The organism is Streptomyces sp. R21, assembly GCF_041051975.1.
Classification (GTDB): domain Bacteria; phylum Actinomycetota; class Actinomycetes; order Streptomycetales; family Streptomycetaceae; genus Streptomyces.
The window spans coordinates 2064751-2082633 of the sequence record NZ_CP163435.1; the positions used below are offsets into that span (position 1 = coordinate 2064751).

Genomic DNA, 17883 nt, shown 5'->3' on the forward strand with positions numbered 1-17883 from the left:
CAAAGGGACTTGGCATGTCGGACCTGCTGGGATTCGTGCTGAGCGGACTCGTCTCGGGTGCGTTGTACGCGCTGTTGGCGACCGGCCTTGTGCTCTCCTACTCGGCCTCGGGCCTGTTCAACTTCGCGCACGGCGCCACCGCTTACCTGTGCGCGCTCGCCTTCTACGAGCTGCACTCCGGCCTCGGCTGGCCCGCCGTGCCGACGGCCGTGCTGCTCGTGTGCGGGGCGGCGCCCGCGCTGGGATGGGGCCTGGACCGGCTGATGTTCCGCAAGCTGGCGCGGGTCGGCGAGACCGCCCAGATCGTCGCCACCATCGGCCTGTTGGTCGCGCTGCCCGCACTCGGCCTGTGGGTGGTGGAGCTGCTGGAGGACGCGGGCGTGTCCGTCCGGCCCGCCGAGAACCAGTTCGGGCTGCCAGGTGTCGGGCCGAGTCCGGCGAAGTCCTGGCAGCTCATGGACGGCGTGGGCGTCGACTCCGACCAGCTGATCACCTGGGTGGCCACGGCGGTGGTGGCCGTCGGGCTGTGGATCCTGATGCGGCACACCCGGCTGGGCCTCAAGCTCCGCGCCGCGGTGGACAATCGGTCGCTCGTGGAGCTGCGCGGCATGAGCGCGGACCGGCTGTCGTCGATCGCCTGGATGCTCTCGTCGGGGCTCGCAGGACTCGCGGGCGTACTGGCCACCCCGCTGCTCGGTCTGTCGGCCCACGACTTCACCCTCTTCCTCTTCGTCTCGGCGACGGCCGCCGTGCTCGGCCGCTTCGCGTCGGTCCCGCTCGCCTTCGCGGGCGGGCTGGCACTCGGAGTGCTGCAGAACCTGGTCGCCGGGTACGCCTCGTTCGCCGACCGCGTCACGGGATTCCGTACGGCGGTTCCGTTCCTGATCCTCTTCGCCGGGCTGCTCGTCCTGACGCGGCGGCAGCGGACGGCCGGGACGGCGGCCACGGACGCGCCGCCGGCCGACTATCTGGCGGGCCGTTCGTGGGTACGGCGCTGGGGCCCCTGGACGGCCGCCGCACTGCTCCTCGCTCTCGCCCTCTACACGGTCACGACCCCGTTCTGGAGCGGCCTGATCGCCCAAGGCCTGGCCCTTTCCCTGGTGTTCGTGTCCTTCACGGTGGTGACGGGGCTCGGGGCGATGGTGTCGCTGGCCCAGGCGACGTTCGTGACAGGTGCGGCGCTGGTGGCCGGGTTGCTGATGAGCCACGGCTGGCCGTTCGTGGCGGCCGCGGCGGTCGGAACGTGCGCGGCCGCGGTGCTCGGCGCCCTGGTCGCGCTCCCGGCGCTGCGGCTCGGCGGCCGCTCGCTGGCGCTCGCCACCCTCGCACTGGCCTTCCTCGCCGACCAAGTCCTGTTCCAAATGGGCTGGTTGAGGAACGGCGACACGGGCTGGGCGATCCCGCGTCCCGTCTTCGGCCCGGTGGACCTGAACGACGACCGGGCGATGGGCGTGGCGATGATCGTGCTGGCCGCACTGGCGGTCGCGTCGCTCAGCGCCTTGCGGAACTCGCCGTCCGGACGGGCGATGCTGGCCGTCCGTTCGGCGCCCGCCGCGGCGATGGCCTCGGGTGTCTCCGTCGTCCGCACCAAGCTGACCCTGTTCACGCTCTCCGCCGGGATCGCGGGCTTCGGCGGCGTCATGTACGCCTCCTACAGCACCCGCATCACGGCGACGGACTTCACCGCGATGACCGGCCTGGTATGGCTCGCGGTGGTGGTGGCGGCGGGCGTACGGCGCCCCCAGTTCGCCGTGGTCGCCGGGCTCGTCTACGCCGTCGTACCGCACCTGGTCTCCGACTACGTGACCGGCTCCGTCCATCTCCCGGTGATCCTCTTCGGCCTGGCGGGACTGGCCCTGGCGAACGACCCGGACGGGTACTGCGCCGCCGTACCCACGCGCCGGCACCGCAGGCGGGCGACGACCGCACCGCGTACGACGCAGACACCCGCCGTTGTCCGGCCGTCCCCCGATGCCGCCCTCCAACTCCTCGGCGTCTGTGCCGGTTACGACGGCGCCCCCGTCCTGCACGGCGTCGACCTCACCGTGCGCCCCGGCGAGATCCTCGCCCTCCTCGGTCCCAACGGGGCGGGCAAGTCCACCACTTGCAGGGTCGCCGGCGGGCTGCTGCGCCCGCTCGACGGCCGGGTCCACGTCGCCGGACGCGATGCCACCCGCGAACGCGCCGTCGGCCGGTCCCGCAGCGGAGTGGTGCTGGCGCCCGAGGGCCGGGGCATCTTCCCCGCGCTCACGATCGACGAGAACCTCGCGCTGTATCTGCGAGAGCGGGCCTCGCACGAGGCCGTGTACGAGCGCTTCCCCGGGCTCGCCGCGCGGCGCACCGTCGCCGCCGGGTCGCTCTCCGGCGGGGAGCAGCAGATGCTCGCGCTCGCACCGCTCCTCCAGCGCCCGCCGCGGGTCCTCGTCGTCGACGAACCGTCCCTCGGGCTCGCTCCGCGCGTGGTCGAAGAGGTGTTCCGGCTGCTGGTCGAGCTCAAGGAGGCCGGGACGGCACTCCTCCTGGTCGAGGAGAAGGCGACGGAGGTCCTCGGGGTCGCGGACACCGTCGCGTATCTCGCGCAGGGCCGGGTGACCTGGTGCGGCCCGCGCGCCGAGGTGGACGCCGACCGGCTGACGGAGGCGTACTTGGGGATCGCGGGCGGGCCGACGCAGCGGACGGGGCGGCCATGAGCTCACCCACGAGTGGTTCTTCCACGAGCGGCTCACCCGTGCTGGAGGCCGTCGGTGTCGGCGTCCGCTTCGGCGGCATCCGCGCCCTCGACGGAGTCGGTCTCACCCTGCGCCCCGGCGAGGTCTGCGGACTCATCGGCCCCAACGGGGCAGGAAAGACCACCCTGTTCGATGTCCTCTCGGGCATCCGCCGCCCCGACGAGGGCCGGGTGCTGCTCGACGGTACGGACATCACGCGCCGCTCCCCCGTCTGGCGTGCCCGGCACGGAATGCGCCGCACCTTCCAACGGCAGCAGCTGTTCGGCCAGCTCACCGTGGCCGAACAGCTGGTGGTCGCCCAGGAGTGGCGCGGCGGCGGTGGCGGGCTCGCCGGTGACCTGCTGGCGGCGCCCACCCGACGCCCGTACGAGAAGAAACGGCGTGAACGCGCTGAGGCCGTGCTGCACGACTGCGGCCTCGACGGGTTCACCGACGCGTACGCCGGAACGCTTCCCATCGGCCGGGCGCGGATGGTGGAACTGGCCCGCGCGGTGGCCGACCCGCCCAGGGTGCTGCTCCTGGACGAGCCCACCTCCGGAATGACGGAGGACGAGAGTCGCTGTCTGTCATCCGTGGTCCGCCGGCTGGTGGACGAAGAGGGCTGCGCCGTCCTCCTCGTCGAGCACAACGTCGCCTTCGTCATGCAGTTGTGCACCCGCGTCGTCGTCCTCGACCTCGGCCGGATCCTCGCCGAGGGGACGGCCGCCGTGGTGCACGCCGACCCGCGGGTACGCGAGGCGTATCTCGGCACGACAGCCACCTGAACAGGGGTGGCACGCACCCAAGTCGGCTGTGTGGCAGGCGAGTTGTCCGAGAAGCGGTCGCACCGCCGGAGCCGCGCGGCTAGGCTCTCGCCCGAGATCACGTACCACCGACACACACGTACCACCGACAAAGATGCCGGGCACACGGGGGAAGTACGGTCATGGCGGATGTCAGGGTCGAGACGGTCGCGCTCGACGGAGCGGGGAACCGGCAGATCGCCACGAGAACGCGGGCGACGTCGTCCCTCGGTGAACGGGCCGCCGAGATCGAGGAGGCCATCGTCCAGGCCTCCTCCCTCGCCCAGCAGTCCCTGGCGCAGGTCCCCGAGCGCGACGGCTGGCAGATCACCAGCCTGGACGTCACCTTCGGTCTGACCCTCGCGGCCGAGGCCGGGGTCATCCTCTCCAAGGCCTCGGCGGAGGCCTCGTTCGAGGTCACCCTCACGGTGGAGCGGACCCCGGGGACTCCGTGACGGGCACGGGCTACTGGGTCGACCTCTACCAAGCCGAGCAGCGCCTGGGCGGCGGCTTCCTGCTCACCCGGCGGTTCGTGCTCACCGCCCTGCACTGTCTGCGCGGGCTGTCGCTCGACGAGCACGTCGGCATCCAACTCGCCGACGGGGCAAGGGTCGAGGGCCGCGTCTGCCGCCAGGACAAGGAAGCGGACCTCGCCCTCGTCGAGATCGGCGCCGGGCACCAGGTGACGCTGCCGATCCCCGCGGCCGACGTCGCCCGCGACGGGGACCGCTGGCGCGGCCCCTACCGGCCCGCGGCACACGACGTGCACCTCAGCGGTCGGGTCAGCGCGGGGGCCGCGCAGCACCTGTGCGTCGGGGGCGCGACCATCGAGGCCCTGCAGCTCACGGCGGACCAGCATCTGGGCGACTACTCCGGCTACTCGGGAGGACCGGTCGAGGGAGTCGGGGACGACGGCACCCGAGGGCCCTCGGTCGTCGGCATCCTGATCGAGCAGGCCCCGGACCGGGCCTCGGAGGCCCGCGCCGCCAACGTCCTCTTCGCCGCCACCATCCGGGAGGCGATGCGCCGCTTCGACCACCTGGATGTCGTCCACCTCATCGATGTACTGCGACCGCCGGGTCCGGACCTCGCACCGGCCACGGCTGCCCCGGGAGACGGGCCCACCGCCCCGGACGGCGGCACACCGGCACGTTTCGCGGGCACCGAGGAACTCCTCGTCCAGCTCGACGCGTGGGCGCAGCGCGACCTCATCGACCCTTCGCAGATCGCCGAGTTGAAGTTCATCGCCGTGAAGAGGCTCATCGACGGCCAGGCCGGCGGGGGCGGCCCATGACCGACGCCTGGCAGGACGCGATCTCCCACGCCGAGCGGGCGCTGCGAGGTGGCAGCACGGCGCGCCTGCGTACCACCCAAGCCGTCGAGCTGCTGTGCGCCGACGAGCATGTACTGCAGGACCGGGCCCTCAGCCGCGATCTGGCGCGTCTCACGTCGCTGCTCGACAGCCTCGGTCTGCAGCGTCTGTCGCACACGCTCCTCCGACATGTGGCATCCCGCCTCGCCTGGGACACGGGCGCGCTGAACCTCGACAGCTCCGCCCGCAACCGACTGGCGGTGACGCTGGCCGACCGCTGGCATCTGGCCGCCGCCGCGAACGTACTGTCCACCGCCCTGCACTTCGACCCGGACGGCGGAGCGTCGGCCGCGCGGACGCTGGCCAATCTCGCGGCACTCAAACTGCGGCTGGGCGACGTCACAGGGGCCGAGGAATCGGCGGGCCAGGCACGGGAGCGGCTGACCGAGGACGCCGCGGAAGACCTGGATGTACACCTCCTGGTGACCACCGTCCTGACCACGGCGGCGCGCCGCCGTGGGCTCCATGAAGACGCTGACCGGTTGCTGGCCGACCTGGAAGGCGCCGTCCGCCGCCTGGTGGGTGTTCTCGGCGGCGAGCATCCGCAGTCCCTGTCGGCGCTGGTGGCCCTCGCCACCGCGGAGTTCGAGTCCGCGCGGGCCGCCGGTGCCCTCGACCGGATGGAACGCGCCGTGGACGTGCTGGCCGTCGCCTCCCAGAAGGCCGCCGCGACGGTGGGCACCCAGCATCCGCAGACGGTCGCCGCGCTGCTGAGCCTTGCCGCCGCGGAGGGGGAGGCGGCCCTGGACGAGCCGGACGGCCGCCGCCTGGACGGCGTCAGGGCCCTGGTCACGGCGACCGCGCGACGTGCGGATGTGATGCGGCACGGTGCGGCCCGGGTACCCCGAGGTCCGGCCTCCGCGCCCGAACCCAGGAGTTCGCGCGCTCGCCACGCCATGGCGGCTCAGCCCGCGCCACGGCCTGGTCCCGCCGCGTCCCGCCGGGACAGCCCACGAGACGGGACCGACGAGGACACGCCGACGCTGCGCTTCAGTGTGCTCGGTCCGGTCCAGGTCTGGCAGGAGGGCGAACCCCTGGACATCGGGCCTTCGACGTCAGCGGCCCTGCTCGCCGCTCTCCTGCTGCGAGAGGGAGCCACTGTCAGCCCCGGCGAACTGGCAGACATGATCTGGAACACGTTGCCGGCGTCCGGTCCCAGGGCGCTCAGTGTGTACGTGTACCGGCTGCGCAGAGTACTCGGCCCCGAAGCACTCCTCAGAGAGCCCCACGGCTACGCTCTGCGCCTCGCCCCGGGATCCCTCGACCTGACCATCGCCGAGAAGCATGCGGCGGAGGCCGAGCGGTTCCGTGCGGCCGGTGACCCGGAGCAGGCGCGCACCGCGCTCAGCCAGGCCCTGGCACTCTGGCACGGTGAGTCCCTGGAAAATGCCCGGGGCCCGTACGCCGCCGAACAGCGCCGGAGGCTGGAGGAGTGGCGGCTTCAACTGACCGAAGCCCGACTGGATCTGGACGTGCAACTGGGCCGTCACTACGAGGTCATCCCGGAGCTGAACGCGCTGACCCGCACCCATCCCCTGGACGAGCGCCTGCGCGAACTCCTCATGCGCGCCCTGTACCGGAGCGGGCGCCGGGCACAGGCACTGGCGGAGTACGACCGCATCCGGGGCCTGCTCCTCCAGCATCTCGGAGTTGAACCGAGTCCCGGCCTGCAGGAGTTGTGGCGGCGCATCCATACGTCCGACCCGGTTCTGGACAGCTCGGCCTCGGTCCGCCGCGAAGCCAGGCCGATCGCCGTTCGGCCCTCATGACGCTCGGCACCCGCGGGCGCGGGCCGGGCGTCCCACCGCCCGGCCCGCCGCCCTCCACCAGTCGATGCTCAGCTGATGCTCAGCTTGAAGATCTTGTCCGAACCGTCCGCCGCACCCCCGTTGTTGTCGCAGTTGGTCGTCGACAGCCAGAGCTGGTCGGCGCCGGGGACCTTGGTGACCGTGCGCAGGCGGCCGTACGTGCCGACGTAGTACGCCGTCGGTGTGCCGACGTTCTCCGTGTCGCCGGTGATCGGGATGCGCCACAGGCGTTCGCCGCGCAGGGATGCCATATAGATGACGTTGCGGACGATGGCGATGCCGCTGGGTGAGGCCTCGGAGACGTTCCAGGTCTTCTTGGGGTTGGTCATCCCGGCGACGCTGCAGGTGCCTTCGCAGGTCGGCCAGCCGTAGTTGGCGCCGGGCTTGATGAGGTTGAGTTCGTCCTTGGAGCTGTTGCCGAACTCGGCTTCCCACAGGCGGCCGTTGCGGTCGAAGGCGAGGCCCTGCGGGTTGCGGTGGCCGTAGCTGTAGACGTAGTTGCCGAACGGGTTGCCCGGGGCGGCCTTTCCGTCGGTGGTCATGCGAAGGATCTTGCCGTTGAGAGAGTTCTTGTCCTGGGCCAGATCGGGCGTCTGGGCCTCGCCGGTGGAGACGTACAGGTAGCCGTCGGGGCCGAAGGCGAGGCGCCCGCCGTTGTGGTAGCGGTTCTTCTTGATGCCCTGGAGGAGGACGGTGTAGCCGCTGAGGGAGGTGCCGTTGTAGGTCATGCGGACGACGCGGTTGCCCTCGGCGGCGGTGTGCATGAAGTAGACGTAGTGGTTCGTCGACCAGTTGGGGTCGACGGCCACGCCCAGCAGGCCGCCCTCGCCGTCGGTCGTGACGGCGTTGGGCACGGTTCCGACCTGCGTCTTCGTGCCGTCCTTGGCGACCTTCCACACGCGGAAGTCGTCCCGCTCGGTGACCAGGGCGGTCTGGCCGTCGGGCATCCAGTAGGTGCCCCACGGAATGGTCCAGCCGGAGGAGACGGTGCTGATGGACGACGGGACGCCACCGTCGGTGGAGCAGGTCTGCGTGGTGAAGGTGACCGTGTTGGTCTCCGGGGAGACGTTGCCGGCGGCGTCGCGCGCCACCACGTTCAGGGTGTACGGGCTGTTGCAGGCGAGGCCGGTCAGCGTGGTCGACGTGCCGGTGACGGACTTGTAGACGGTGGTGCCGCTGCGCACGTCGTAGCCGACGACCGCCTTGTCGTCCGTCGAGGCACCCCAGCTGAGGTCGGCGCTGGTGGCGGTGACGTTGGAGGCGGTCAGTGTGCCGGGCTTGGTGGGCGGGGTGGTGTCGGAGCTGGGCTTGGTCGTGCAGTCGACGGCGGGGCTGGCCGGTGAGGTGTTGCCGGACGCGTCCCGGGCGATGACGGTGAGGTTGTAGGTGGTGTTCGGCGTCAGACCGGTGAGGTTCTTCGAGGTCGCGTCTCCCGCGGCCTCGCCGATCTTGTTGCCGTGCTCGTAGAGGTCGTACGCCGTCACGCCGACGTTGTCCGTCGAGGCGCCCCATGCCAGGGTGAGCGTGTCCTCGCCGATGTCCGAGCAGCTGGGCTGGCCGGGACGGGTCGGCGCCTGGGTGTCGGCCGCCGCGCCGACGCTCAGTTTGTCGAGGTTGGGGCCGCCGGCCGCGGTCGTGGCGGTGGCACGGATCTTGTTGGAGCCCGCGGTGAGCGAGGCGTTGAGGGTCTTGGTAGCCCAGGTGTCCCAGTCGGTGGTGGCCGGGAAGGAGACGCCCGAGGCGACGACCGTGCCGTTCACGGAGATGTCCATCGGGCGGTCCGTCGTGGTGCCGTTGGCGTACCGCAGGGCGAGCGAGGCGCTGCCCGCCGAGGCGGCGCTCACCGTGAACTCCACATACGAACCGGTGATGTTGGTGTAGTCGACGAACCCGGTGCCCGTGTAACCGGTGTGGTTGGTGGCCACCGTGCCCTGGGAGATCGTGGCGTCCTCGGCCTGGTGGTCGGTGGCTGCCGCGGCGAGCTCGAAGTCGAGGTAGTCGGTGTTGGCGAGGCCGCCCGAACCCGTGGCGGTGAGGCGGATCTTGTTGCTGCCCGCGTTCACCGGGACGGTCAGCGTCGAGGTGGTCCAGGCGTCCCAGGTGCTGGTGGACGGGAACGAGTACCCGGCCTTCACCACCGTGCCGTTGACCGCGATGTCCGCCGGGCGGTCGGCGGTGGTGCCGTTCGCGTAGCGCAGGGCCACGGTGGCCGTTCCCGCGGACGCGGCGTTTACGGTGAACTCGACGTAACTGCCCGCCGCGTTGGGGGTGTTGAGGAAGCCGCTGCCGGAGTATCCGGCGTAGTTGCTGTCCACGGTGGAGCCGGACGTGTAGGCGGCGCTCTCCGCTTCATAGCGGGTGGGCGCCGCCGAGGCCGACTGCGGTACGACCTGGACGAGTCCGGCACACAGGAGCACGACCGCACCGATGGCGATCCTCCTCAGCCGGCCTCTGGATGGGGTGGTGCTACGCATCTGAACCTCCGTCAGATCCGAAGGAGAAGGGGGACACACGTGCAGTGGGACATCAGGGCACCCAGTAGTTGCCGGACGCCACGATCATCGACTGGAGCTGGACGCTGCCGCCGTAGTAGAGCGAGGAGTTGATCGCCGTGCCGGTGAGCTTGTTCCAGAGGGCGTCCAGCCAGACTTGCGAACCGGAGTCGGTCATGGCCGTGACGACGAAGGGCGCCGTGAACGCCATGTCGTGCCCGCTGTCGAACGCCGAGCCGTTCAGGTGGTAGCCGGTGACGATGCTGTCGGGGTTGCCGCCGGTCTTCGCCTTGATCCAGGAGTTGAGCTTGTGCGCCGAGGCGAGGGAGGCCGCGTCGCCGCTGGTGACGGCGTCGACGCCGATCCGCCAAGGGTCACGGCAGGCGTTCCAGCCGTAGTCGCCGTCGTTGGGGCTCTCCAGGACCTCGCCGCTCGCAGGCTTCGGGGTGCCGTTGGTGTTCACGACGAAGTCCGCCAACAGACCCGTGCCGGAGGCGTAGTTGGCCTGCTGCGAGGCGATCAGGTTCTGGTGAGCGGTGCGGATGGTGTCCCAGGCGGTGTCGCCGGTGGCGCGGCGGAAGGCCCGGAAGTGGTCGACCATCCAGTCGGAGGACCGCGTGATGTAGTAGTACTGATCGCCGGACGAGGACCAGTCGCCGAGCTTCATCAGATGCGTGCTCGGGTTGACCTCGCTCGCCTTGATGGCGTTGATGTGCTGGGTCGCGAGGTCCTTGTAGTTGTACGTTCCCGCGCTCCCCCACTGCTTGTCGGCGAGCAGCAGCCCGTACGCCACGTCGAGGTCGCCGTCGGTCGCCGAGTCCGAGCCGTCGACGGACTTGCAGGAGGAGTCCTGCTCGGCAGCGAGCAGGTGCGAGTTGTGCACCGAGGGGTGCGCCAGCATGTACTTGACCATGCCGTCGAAGATCTTCTTCGCGTCGGGGTCGGCGCCCGCCATGAACGCGGTGACGACCATGCCGTATCCCTGGCCCTCGGCGACGTAGGGGTGGTCGGCGTCGGGCGAGATGACCTCGTACCAGCCGTTGCCGCAGTTCTGCCGTACGAAGGCGGACTTCCAGGCGGTGTACTTGCTGACGACGGCCTGGTCGAGGGCCGTCTGACTGCCGGACGGCTTCAACGTGCCTGTGGTGTACGGGAATTGATGGCTGCCGAACGGGACGGCGGGCCCGCTCGTGCTGGGCGCACCGACGGTGGTCCTGTCGAGGTTGGGTCCGCCGTTGGCGGTGGTCGCGGTGGCGCGGACCTTGTTGGCGCCCGCGGCCAGCGAGACAGTGACCGACTTGGTGGCCCAGGTGTCCCAGTTGCCGGTCGGCGCGAAGGACACGTTCGAGGCGACGACCGTGCCGTTGACGGAGATGTCCATCGGGCGGTCGGTCGTCGTGCCGTTGGCGTACCGCAGGTCGATCGCGGTACTGCCCGCCGAGGCGGCGTTCACCGTGAACTCCACATACGAACCGGCGATGTTGGTGTAGTCGACGAAGCCTGTGCCCGTGAAGCCGGTGTGGTTGGTGGCCACCGCACCCTGCGAGATCGTGGCGTCCTCGGCCTGGTAGTCGGTGGCCGCCGCTGCCGTCCCGGCCGCCGTCAGGCCGAGCAGGGGCAGCGCGAGGGCCAGGGCGGTACCCCAGGTCAGGGCGCGTCTGCGATGAGTCAGTTTCATGATCGCCCTTTCTCAGCCCGTGTACTGGGCGAAGACTTTGAGGTAGTCGTACGGCTGCTGCGAGACGCCGCTGCACGCGTCGCCGTCGGAGCCGGAGCCGCAGGCCCGGTCTCGGTTGACGGCCCAGTAGGTGAGGCGTGCGATGTGGTGCTGTTGGGCGTAGACGAGCATGGTCTGGAAGTCGGAGATGCGGACGAGCTCGCCGGAGTCGTCGGTCTTGCCGTTCATCGACGAGAGCCCGATGTGCGCGTACGCCGTCGTGTCGCTGTAGCCGTACGCGGACTTGACGCGCCCCTTCAGGCCTTCCATGGCCTGGGTGGTCAGCGTGCCCATGTTGGTGGTGCCGCCGCCGAAGTCGAACGGCATGATGCACCAGATGTCGTTGGCCAGACCGGAGTTGGCGCCACGGTTGATCATGTCGACGCCGGTGGAGTCGGGGCCGCTGGTCGTGGTGCCGAAGGTGATGACGGTCTTCAGGCCGGAGTTGTTGGCCTTCACGATCTTCAGCGCGTCGATCACACGCTGGCGGACGGTGGCGTTGCCCCACTCGGTGTTCTCGATGTCGATGTCGATGACCTTGAGGCCGTAGGCGTTGATGACCTTCTGGTAGGCGCCCGCGAGCGAAGAGGCACTGCTGCACTTCTCGCCGAGCTTCGCGCCGCTCCAGCCGCCGAAGGAGACGATCACGTCACCGCCGGCCGACCGGATCGAGTTGATCTTCGACTGGTCGTCGCCGCCGGTCAGCGGGCGCGAGCCGTCCCAGGCAGGGTTGCAGGAGCCGTCGGACAGGATGAAGGCGAGGGTGAACCACTTGACGCCGGTCGCCGACATCACGGAGGTCGGGCTCTGCGGGTTGCCCCAGCCGAAGTACTCGTACGGCGCGACCGCCAGGCCCGGGGTGCCGACGGGGGCGCTGCCGAGCGTCAGTCTGTCGAGGTTGGGTCCGCCGTTGGCGGTGGTCGCGGTGGCGCGGACCTTGTTGGCGCCCGCGGCCAGCGAGACGGTGACCGACCTGGTGGCCCAGGTGTCCCAGTTCGCGGTGGGCGCGAAGGACACGCTCGAGGCGACGACCGTGCCGTTCACGGAGATGTTCATGGGGCGGTCGGCGGTCGTGCCGTTGGCGTAACGGAAGGTCAGGGTCGTCTGACCGGCAGCCGCCGCGTCCGCCGTGAACTCGACGTACGAGCCGGTGATGTTGGTGTAGTCGACGAAGCCCGTGCCCGTGAAGCCCGTGTGGTTGGTGGCCACCGCGCCCTGGGAGATGGTGGCGCTCTCGGCCTGGTAGTCGGTGGCCGCGGCCTCCGCGCGGGCCGATGGGGGCGAGGCGAACAGCAGGGAGAGCAGCAGCCCGAACAGGGCGGCGAGGACCACGCCGAGACGGCGTGGGGGTACGAGGGGGTGCACGTGGATCTACCTCCAGGAGCGGTGAGAGGGACGGGGAAGCGGTGCGATGGGGTGGGGTGGGGTGGGGTGTTAGGAAGGGTTCCTAACTTTTGGTGGGCACACGTCCCCGCCTGCGAGAGCGCGGGCGGGGACGTGCGGGGGATGTCGGTGGCGGGCCTCAACTCCGGTCGAGCGCGTCCACGTTGGGCGCGCCGTTCGCGGTCGTGGCCGTCACCCGGATCGTGTTCGCGCCCGCCTTGAGCGGCACCGTGAGCGTCGAGGCCGCCCAGGTGTCCCAGCTCCCCGTGCCGTTGAAGGCGCGGTTCGCGGAGACGACGGTGCCGTTCACGGTGACGTCCATCGGGCGGCCCACGGTGGACCCGTTGGCGTACCTGATGGCCACCGAGGCGTTGCGGGCGGCGGCCGAGTCCACGGTCCACTCGACGTACGCGCCCGCCGCGTTGGCCGTGTTCACGAAGCCGGTGCCCGTGAAGCCGGGGTGGTCGGTGTCGACGGTCGAGCCGGACGTGATGCCCGCCTGCTCCGCCTGGTAGCGCACGGTCCTGGTGCCGAGCGGGGCCACCCTGATCAGCCGGGCCTCGCCCGGCCGCAGGGTGGCGCTGTAGGTGTCGGCGACCGTGCCCTTGTCGGCCCCCGACCAGAGGTCCGTGACCTGACCGGAGCCGGTGAAGCCGACCTGGGACCAGTCCACGGTGGCCGTCGAGGAGCCCGTCGTACCGGTGTTGAAGAGCGCCACCACGTAGTCGCCGCTGTCCTCGCGCTTGCTCCAGACCTGGTTGACGCCGCTGGAGACGATGCGCTTCGCCGCGTATCCGTCCTGGTCGACGGCGATCAGCCGGTCGTTGGTGAGCATCGCCGCGTCGACCGGGTCGAGCTGGGTCAGGTCGGTACCGAGCAGCAGGGGCGCGCCGGCCATCGACCAGAGGGTGAACTGCGAGCGCCGCTGGTCGGCGGTGAGTCCGGCCTGGTCGCCGTTGCCGATCTCCAGCGAGTCCAGGTCGTTCCAGCCGCCGGGTCCCGCGTACTGCTGCCAGTTGGCGGCCGACGTGAAGCGGGTCGTGACGTGCGACCAGTCGGTGAGCGGATAGCCGCTGCCGTTGGGGCCCGACCCGCAGTAGCACTCGACGTCGCCCTGGGTGCGCCAACTGTTCGCCAGGGAACGCCAGGTGGGGGCGTCGGCGATGGCGAGGTTGTTGGAGAGGGCGTAGTTGATCGGGCGGCCCGTGGCCCGCAGCGCCTTGTCCCAGGCCCGTACGTCGGGGATGTCCTGGCTGCCGACGCCGTCGATCTTGAGGTAGTCGACGCCCCACGAAGCGAACTGCCTGGCCCAGGAGTTGACGAATTCCTGGGCGCCCGGCTTCGTGTAGTCGATGTAGTACATGTTCTTGCAGTTGTAGTTCTTCTCCAGGGTCGAGGTGTCCGCGATGTCCGCCGCGTGGTACGACGTGCCCTCGATCGGGGTGTTCTTCAGGACGGCGTTCTTGGCGATGCCCGGGGTGACGTAGAAGCCGAACTTCAGGCCCTTGGAGTGGACGTAGTCCGCCAACGCCTTGATTCCGGAGGGGAATTTGGCGGAGTCGACGGTCCAGCGGCCGTAGGAGTCGACGACGAAGCCGTTCGAGTCGCACTTCTGGTAGAAGTCGTCGAGGTTGACGTACACGAAGCCGTGCCGGTCGAGGCCGCTGGACACCAGGGCGTCCGCCTGCGCCTTGATCTTGTCCTCGGTCGGCCAGCGCCGCACGAAGCTCCAGCTGCTCCAGCCCATCGCGGGCCGGATGGACTGACCGTTGCCGGACGCGGCGGCGGGCGGGGCGGTCAGCAGCGGGATGGCTCCGGCGATCAACACGCCCGCGAGGGCGAGGAGTACGGCTCTGAGGTGTCTCATCACGGCGCCACCTCCGGAGCCGGTGTCGCGTACGACGTGCCGATCCACGCCTCGTCGATCCGCAGCCGCTTGTAGCGGGTGGTGTCGGTGGACGCCGCCCAGGTCGAGTCGACTTCGAGACGTACGTAGCGGGCGTTCGCCGCGGTGATGTCGATGCCCTTCATGCCGCGGGCACTGGGGAGCTGACCGGTCTTGACCGCACTCCCCCAGTTGGATCCGTCGTTGCTGAGGAACACCTTGTAGTCCTTGATACGGGCGGACTGCTCGGTGTCGGAGCGGGCGTAGGCGACCGAGTCCTCACGCTGGTTGAGGCCGATGTACTGCACTCGCTTCGAGCCGCCGAGGTCGAAGGTGAGCGTGACCGGCAGCGTCTTGTTGCTGTCCCAGTAGCTGAGGTAGCTGCCGTCCGCGGCGGCCGACGCGCCATGCCCGCTTGCCGACGCGCTCGCACTCATCGTGTACGAGGAGGCGGGCAGGATTCCCTGGCGTCCGGCCGTGGTCACCTTGAAGACGGTGTCGTACGGGTCCCAGCCGCCCAGCCCGTTCAGAGTGAGGACGCCGCCGGACTGGGACCACGAAATGGCCGCCCCTGTACGCAAGTTGGCCACGGACGTGATCCGGTAGCCGTTGTCGCGGATGCGCAGGGTGCTGGTGGACGGCGGGGTCAGGACATGGACGTACTGCCGGTCGGCGTCGGTCTTGCTGATCGTGGTGACCCCGTGGGCGCCGTCGTTCCAGAAGCCGGGCTTGAGGCCGCCGTACATGTAGCCGCCGCCCTCGACTCCGTGCAGGGACTCCCAGATGGGGCCGAGGTAGGAGTTCGCGAAGTTGTTGAAGGACTCCTGGTTGGCCGGGAACTTCCCGTTGACCTGGGCGGTTTCGGCCATCAGCGCCTTCACGGACGAGCCCGCGTTGGTGACGAGCCGGCCGAGGGTGAGCATGCGGTCGACGCTCGGGTTCGAGCCGTCGTACCACCAGGCGCCAGTGGACGGCAGTTTGAAGTCGGCCTCGGTGAGCCGGGGCCCGGCCGTGTAGACCGCTTGGGGGTAGTCGTACGACGGGGTCATTCCCGTCTTCTGCTCATTGCTGATCATGTCCATGATCGGCGTGTCTTCGTTGTTGTTGCTGATCGTGTAGTTGGGTCGCTTCTGGTAGATCTGCGCGTAGAGGTCGTGGCTCTCCCAGTACGCGTTGTCGTTGTCGATCCAGAAGCCGCCGAGCGTCGGATAGCGGTCCATCACCTCGAAGAAGTTGTCGTACGAGAACCGGCCGAAGCCGTCGCGGGTGGTGAGGTCGACGTTCGTGCCCTCGTAGGCGGAGTACGCGGCGGAGTCCAGCCACTCGTGGCCGCCCTCGGCGTGCCACTGGGGGTCGTCGGTCATGTAGAGGATGACCTTCAGACCCTTGGCGGAGGCCGCGGTGATGAGTTCGCCGAGGAAGTCGCGCTTGGTCGCGCAACTGCCGGGGATCGCTGAGGGCCAGGGGCGGGCGTAGCCGAGGCGGCTGTGGAAGGTGGCGAGAACGAGGTACTGGACGTGCAGTTTCTGGGCCTCCTGCACCCAGTAGTCGGGGGTCCAGCCGCCGTTGGTGACGTCGTTCTCCCAGGCGGAGCAGCTGGTGTGCTGGGGTGCGGTGCGCTCTCCCCAGTGCAGGAAGAGGCCGCCGGTCGAGGCGCGCAGGAAGTCCTGGCGCGGGTTCTGCAGGTCCGCGTGTGCGGGCGAGGGAAGCAGCAGCGCGCCGAGGAGGAGCGCCACCACCGCGATCAGGCGGGCGGTCGGTCGTCTGCCGGACAGTCGTCTGCCGGTTCTGGTCATGCCGGCACCTCCAGATAGTCGAGGTTGGGGCAGCCGTTCGCGGAGGTCGCCGTCGCGCGTACGGTGTTCGCGCCGGCCGTGAGCGGGACGGCGACGCCGATCGTGCGCCAGGTCGTCCAGTCGGGCGTCGGCGGGAAGGAGACGCCGGATGCCACGACCTGGCCATTGACCGTGATGTCCATCGGCCGGTCCGCGGTGGTGCCGTTGGCGTAGGCGATCGCGACGGTCTTCGTTCCCGCGCTCGCCGCGTTCACGTTCCACTCCACGTATGCGCCGGCCGCGTTGGCGGTGTTCACGAAGCCGGTGCCGGAGTAGCCCGCGTGGTCGGTGTCGACGGTGCTGCCCGTCGAGTACATGGCGCTCTCGGCCTCGTACCGCGTACCGGGCGGCGGTGTGGTGCCGCAGTCCTGGCTCGACCCCGACGCGGACAGCCGCAGGGCTCCGCCGGTCGTGTTGTGGCTGTCGGCGACGCAGTAGCCCGACACGGTCTGGAAGCCGATGTCGAAGGGGCTCGCGCTGCCCTTCTGCGCGGTGAACCGGGTGAACTTCACCGAGCTGCCCGCGCCCGCGATGACCGCCGGGCGGCCGTCGTTCGCCGCGAACCGCACCGAGCTGTCGGTGAAGGTGACGTGGTCGGCGTTGTGCAGGTACCAGCCGTACGCGGGCCGGGTGCCGATGCTGTTCGGGTTGTAGTTGGTGGGGTCGTTGCTCGGCACGGCGGTGGACATGGTGCCGTTGCCGCCGGGGACGGTGAGGTTGACGTTGGTGAAGGTGACGCCACTGATGTGGTTCGGGCTCGACTCGCCCCACAGGGTCGGGCTGAAGGAGGGGCTGGAGCCGGTGGCGGTGATGTCGTCGTAGGTGACGTTGCTGATGGAGCCGACGCCCGGGTTGTTGCCGCAGCGTTTGCGGGTGCCGATCTTCTGCATGATCGGCGAGTGGACGTCTTTCATCGTGATGTCGCGGTAGTGGACGTCGGAGATCTTGGCGCCGTCCATGGAGACCATGCCCAGCCCCGACTTGTCGGAGCCCTCGATCCTGATGTGCTCGAACCGGTAGTCCGTGAAGTCGCCGCAGGTCTCCGAGCCGAACATGAGCGCGTTGCAGCACACCGCCGAGAGGTACGAGTCACTCACCCGGCCGGGGCCGTTGGGCAGTTTGGCGCCCAGCGCGTAGTCGCTCTTGAAGACCAGTGCGTCGTCGTTGGCCTTGATGTTCGCGTTGGTGACGGTGACGTTGGTCGTGCTGATGATGTTCCAGCCGTCGCGGTCGGATGCGGTGTCGATGCTCAGGTGGTCCGAAGTGACGTTCGAACAGCCGTTGATGAGGGCCGCGAAGTGGCCGCCACGGCGCAGGGTCAGGCCGTCGCCGATGCGCAGGCCGTTGCAGCGGGTCAGCGAGATGATCTTGTCGGCCTCGCCGGAGGACGGGTTCCCGGTGATCAGGTTGCCCTGGCCGTCGATGACGCCGCCGCCCACGAAGGCGATGTTGGTCAGCCGGTCGCCGTAGATCATCGCGTTGTGGAAGTGGCTGTGCCCGTAGTCCTGGTACTGGTCGTAGGGGTTGGACTCGGGCGGGTCGTACGTGTCCGCGCTTGACCCCTGGAGCGTGGCGCCCGTGTCGACCTGGAGCGTCACGTTGCTCTTCATGTGCAGCGTGTTCTTGGACTTGTACGTCCCGGGTGAGGGGAGTTGGACGGTGCCGCCGCCGGCCGCGTTCGCTGCGTCGACCGCCTTCTGGACGGCGGGGGTGTCATTGGTGGAACCGTCGCCCTTGGCGCCGTAGTCGCGCACGTCGAAGACGGCCGCCACGCCCGCGGGGGTCTGGGTACGGGCGACGGCCGGGGGCTGGGACAGGCCCAGAACGACGAGGAATCCGAGAAGGGTCAGGGAGAGTGCTCTGCGTGCCGTGCGTCTCAT

The 17883-nt window shown here is 69.8% G+C and carries 11 protein-coding genes; 5 read left to right on the plus strand and 6 right to left on the minus strand.

Going from position 1 to position 17883, the window contains the following annotated elements; genetic code table 11:
* Positions 1–14: 14 nt before the first annotated feature.
* From AB5J56_RS09415 to AB5J56_RS09435, 5 genes are all read left to right on the plus strand, one after another.
* A complete protein-coding gene (locus AB5J56_RS09415; RefSeq protein WP_369231936.1) occupies positions 15–2690 on the plus strand; it encodes an ATP-binding cassette domain-containing protein in 2676 nt (891 codons plus the stop codon).
* The gene (locus AB5J56_RS09420) at positions 2687–3493 is read left to right on the plus strand and encodes an ABC transporter ATP-binding protein (RefSeq protein WP_369231938.1); all 807 of its coding nucleotides are present in this window, start codon (positions 2687–2689) and stop codon (positions 3491–3493) included. Before AB5J56_RS09415 ends, AB5J56_RS09420 begins: the two co-directional genes overlap by 4 nt.
* Before the next feature lie 161 nt (positions 3494–3654).
* Positions 3655–3966 (plus strand): CU044_2847 family protein, encoded by a 312-nt coding sequence (locus AB5J56_RS09425; protein ID WP_369231940.1) that lies wholly within the window; start codon positions 3655–3657, stop codon positions 3964–3966.
* Complete coding sequence (locus AB5J56_RS09430; RefSeq protein WP_369231942.1) at positions 3963–4805, plus strand: trypsin-like peptidase domain-containing protein; 843 nt, start codon at positions 3963–3965, stop codon at positions 4803–4805. Before AB5J56_RS09425 ends, AB5J56_RS09430 begins: the two co-directional genes overlap by 4 nt.
* Positions 4802–6652 carry a BTAD domain-containing putative transcriptional regulator gene (locus AB5J56_RS09435; RefSeq protein ID WP_369231944.1) on the plus strand — a complete coding sequence of 617 codons (1851 nt, stop codon included), beginning with the start codon at positions 4802–4804 and terminating at the stop codon, positions 6650–6652. Before AB5J56_RS09430 ends, AB5J56_RS09435 begins: the two co-directional genes overlap by 4 nt.
* A gap of 68 nt (positions 6653–6720) precedes the next feature.
* On the opposite strand, the gene AB5J56_RS09440 is transcribed toward AB5J56_RS09435, so the two are convergent.
* From AB5J56_RS09440 to AB5J56_RS09465, 6 genes are all read right to left on the minus strand, one after another.
* A complete protein-coding gene (locus tag AB5J56_RS09440; protein ID WP_369231946.1) occupies positions 6721–9165 on the minus strand; it encodes a PQQ-dependent sugar dehydrogenase in 2445 nt (814 codons plus the stop codon).
* Between the two features lie 52 nt (positions 9166–9217).
* The gene (locus AB5J56_RS09445; protein WP_369231948.1) at positions 9218–10861 is read right to left on the minus strand and encodes a glycosyl hydrolase family 8; all 1644 of its coding nucleotides are present in this window, start codon (positions 10859–10861) and stop codon (positions 9218–9220) included.
* Positions 10862–10873: 12 nt separating this feature from the next.
* On the minus strand, positions 10874–12265 hold the full coding sequence (locus AB5J56_RS09450; RefSeq protein WP_369231950.1) for a carbohydrate-binding protein: 1392 nt from the start codon (positions 12263–12265) through the stop codon (positions 10874–10876).
* Positions 12266–12422: 157 nt separating this feature from the next.
* Positions 12423–14150, minus strand: a complete 1728-nt coding sequence (locus AB5J56_RS09455; protein WP_369231952.1) for a CBM35 domain-containing protein — start codon at positions 14148–14150, stop codon at positions 12423–12425.
* Positions 14150–15964 carry a discoidin domain-containing protein gene (locus tag AB5J56_RS09460; protein ID WP_369231954.1) on the minus strand — a complete coding sequence of 605 codons (1815 nt, stop codon included), beginning with the start codon at positions 15962–15964 and terminating at the stop codon, positions 14150–14152. Before AB5J56_RS09460 ends, AB5J56_RS09455 begins: the two co-directional genes overlap by 1 nt.
* A complete protein-coding gene (locus AB5J56_RS09465) occupies positions 15961–17883 on the minus strand; it encodes a glycosyl hydrolase family 28 protein (RefSeq protein WP_369231956.1) in 1923 nt (640 codons plus the stop codon). The genes AB5J56_RS09460 and AB5J56_RS09465 overlap by 4 nt, the downstream gene beginning before the upstream one ends.

What these genes read in the sequence shown, in the direction of transcription:
- AB5J56_RS09445 (WP_369231948.1), bottom strand. Translation starts at nt 10,861, where the DNA reads ATGAAACTGACTCATCGCAGACGCGCCCTGACCTGGGGTACCGCCCTG.
- AB5J56_RS09420 (WP_369231938.1), top strand. Translation starts at nt 2,687, where the DNA reads ATGAGCTCACCCACGAGTGGTTCTTCCACGAGCGGCTCACCCGTGCTG.
- AB5J56_RS09425 (WP_369231940.1), top strand. Translation starts at nt 3,655, where the DNA reads ATGGCGGATGTCAGGGTCGAGACGGTCGCGCTCGACGGAGCGGGGAAC.
- AB5J56_RS09455 (WP_369231952.1), bottom strand. Translation starts at nt 14,150, where the DNA reads ATGAGACACCTCAGAGCCGTACTCCTCGCCCTCGCGGGCGTGTTGATC.
- AB5J56_RS09415 (WP_369231936.1), top strand. Translation starts at nt 15, where the DNA reads ATGTCGGACCTGCTGGGATTCGTGCTGAGCGGACTCGTCTCGGGTGCG.
- AB5J56_RS09465 (WP_369231956.1), bottom strand. Translation starts at nt 17,883, where the DNA reads ATGAGACGCACGGCACGCAGAGCACTCTCCCTGACCCTTCTCGGATTC.
- AB5J56_RS09435 (WP_369231944.1), top strand. Translation starts at nt 4,802, where the DNA reads ATGACCGACGCCTGGCAGGACGCGATCTCCCACGCCGAGCGGGCGCTG.
- AB5J56_RS09440 (WP_369231946.1), bottom strand. Translation starts at nt 9,165, where the DNA reads ATGCGTAGCACCACCCCATCCAGAGGCCGGCTGAGGAGGATCGCCATC.
- AB5J56_RS09460 (WP_369231954.1), bottom strand. Translation starts at nt 15,964, where the DNA reads ATGACCAGAACCGGCAGACGACTGTCCGGCAGACGACCGACCGCCCGC.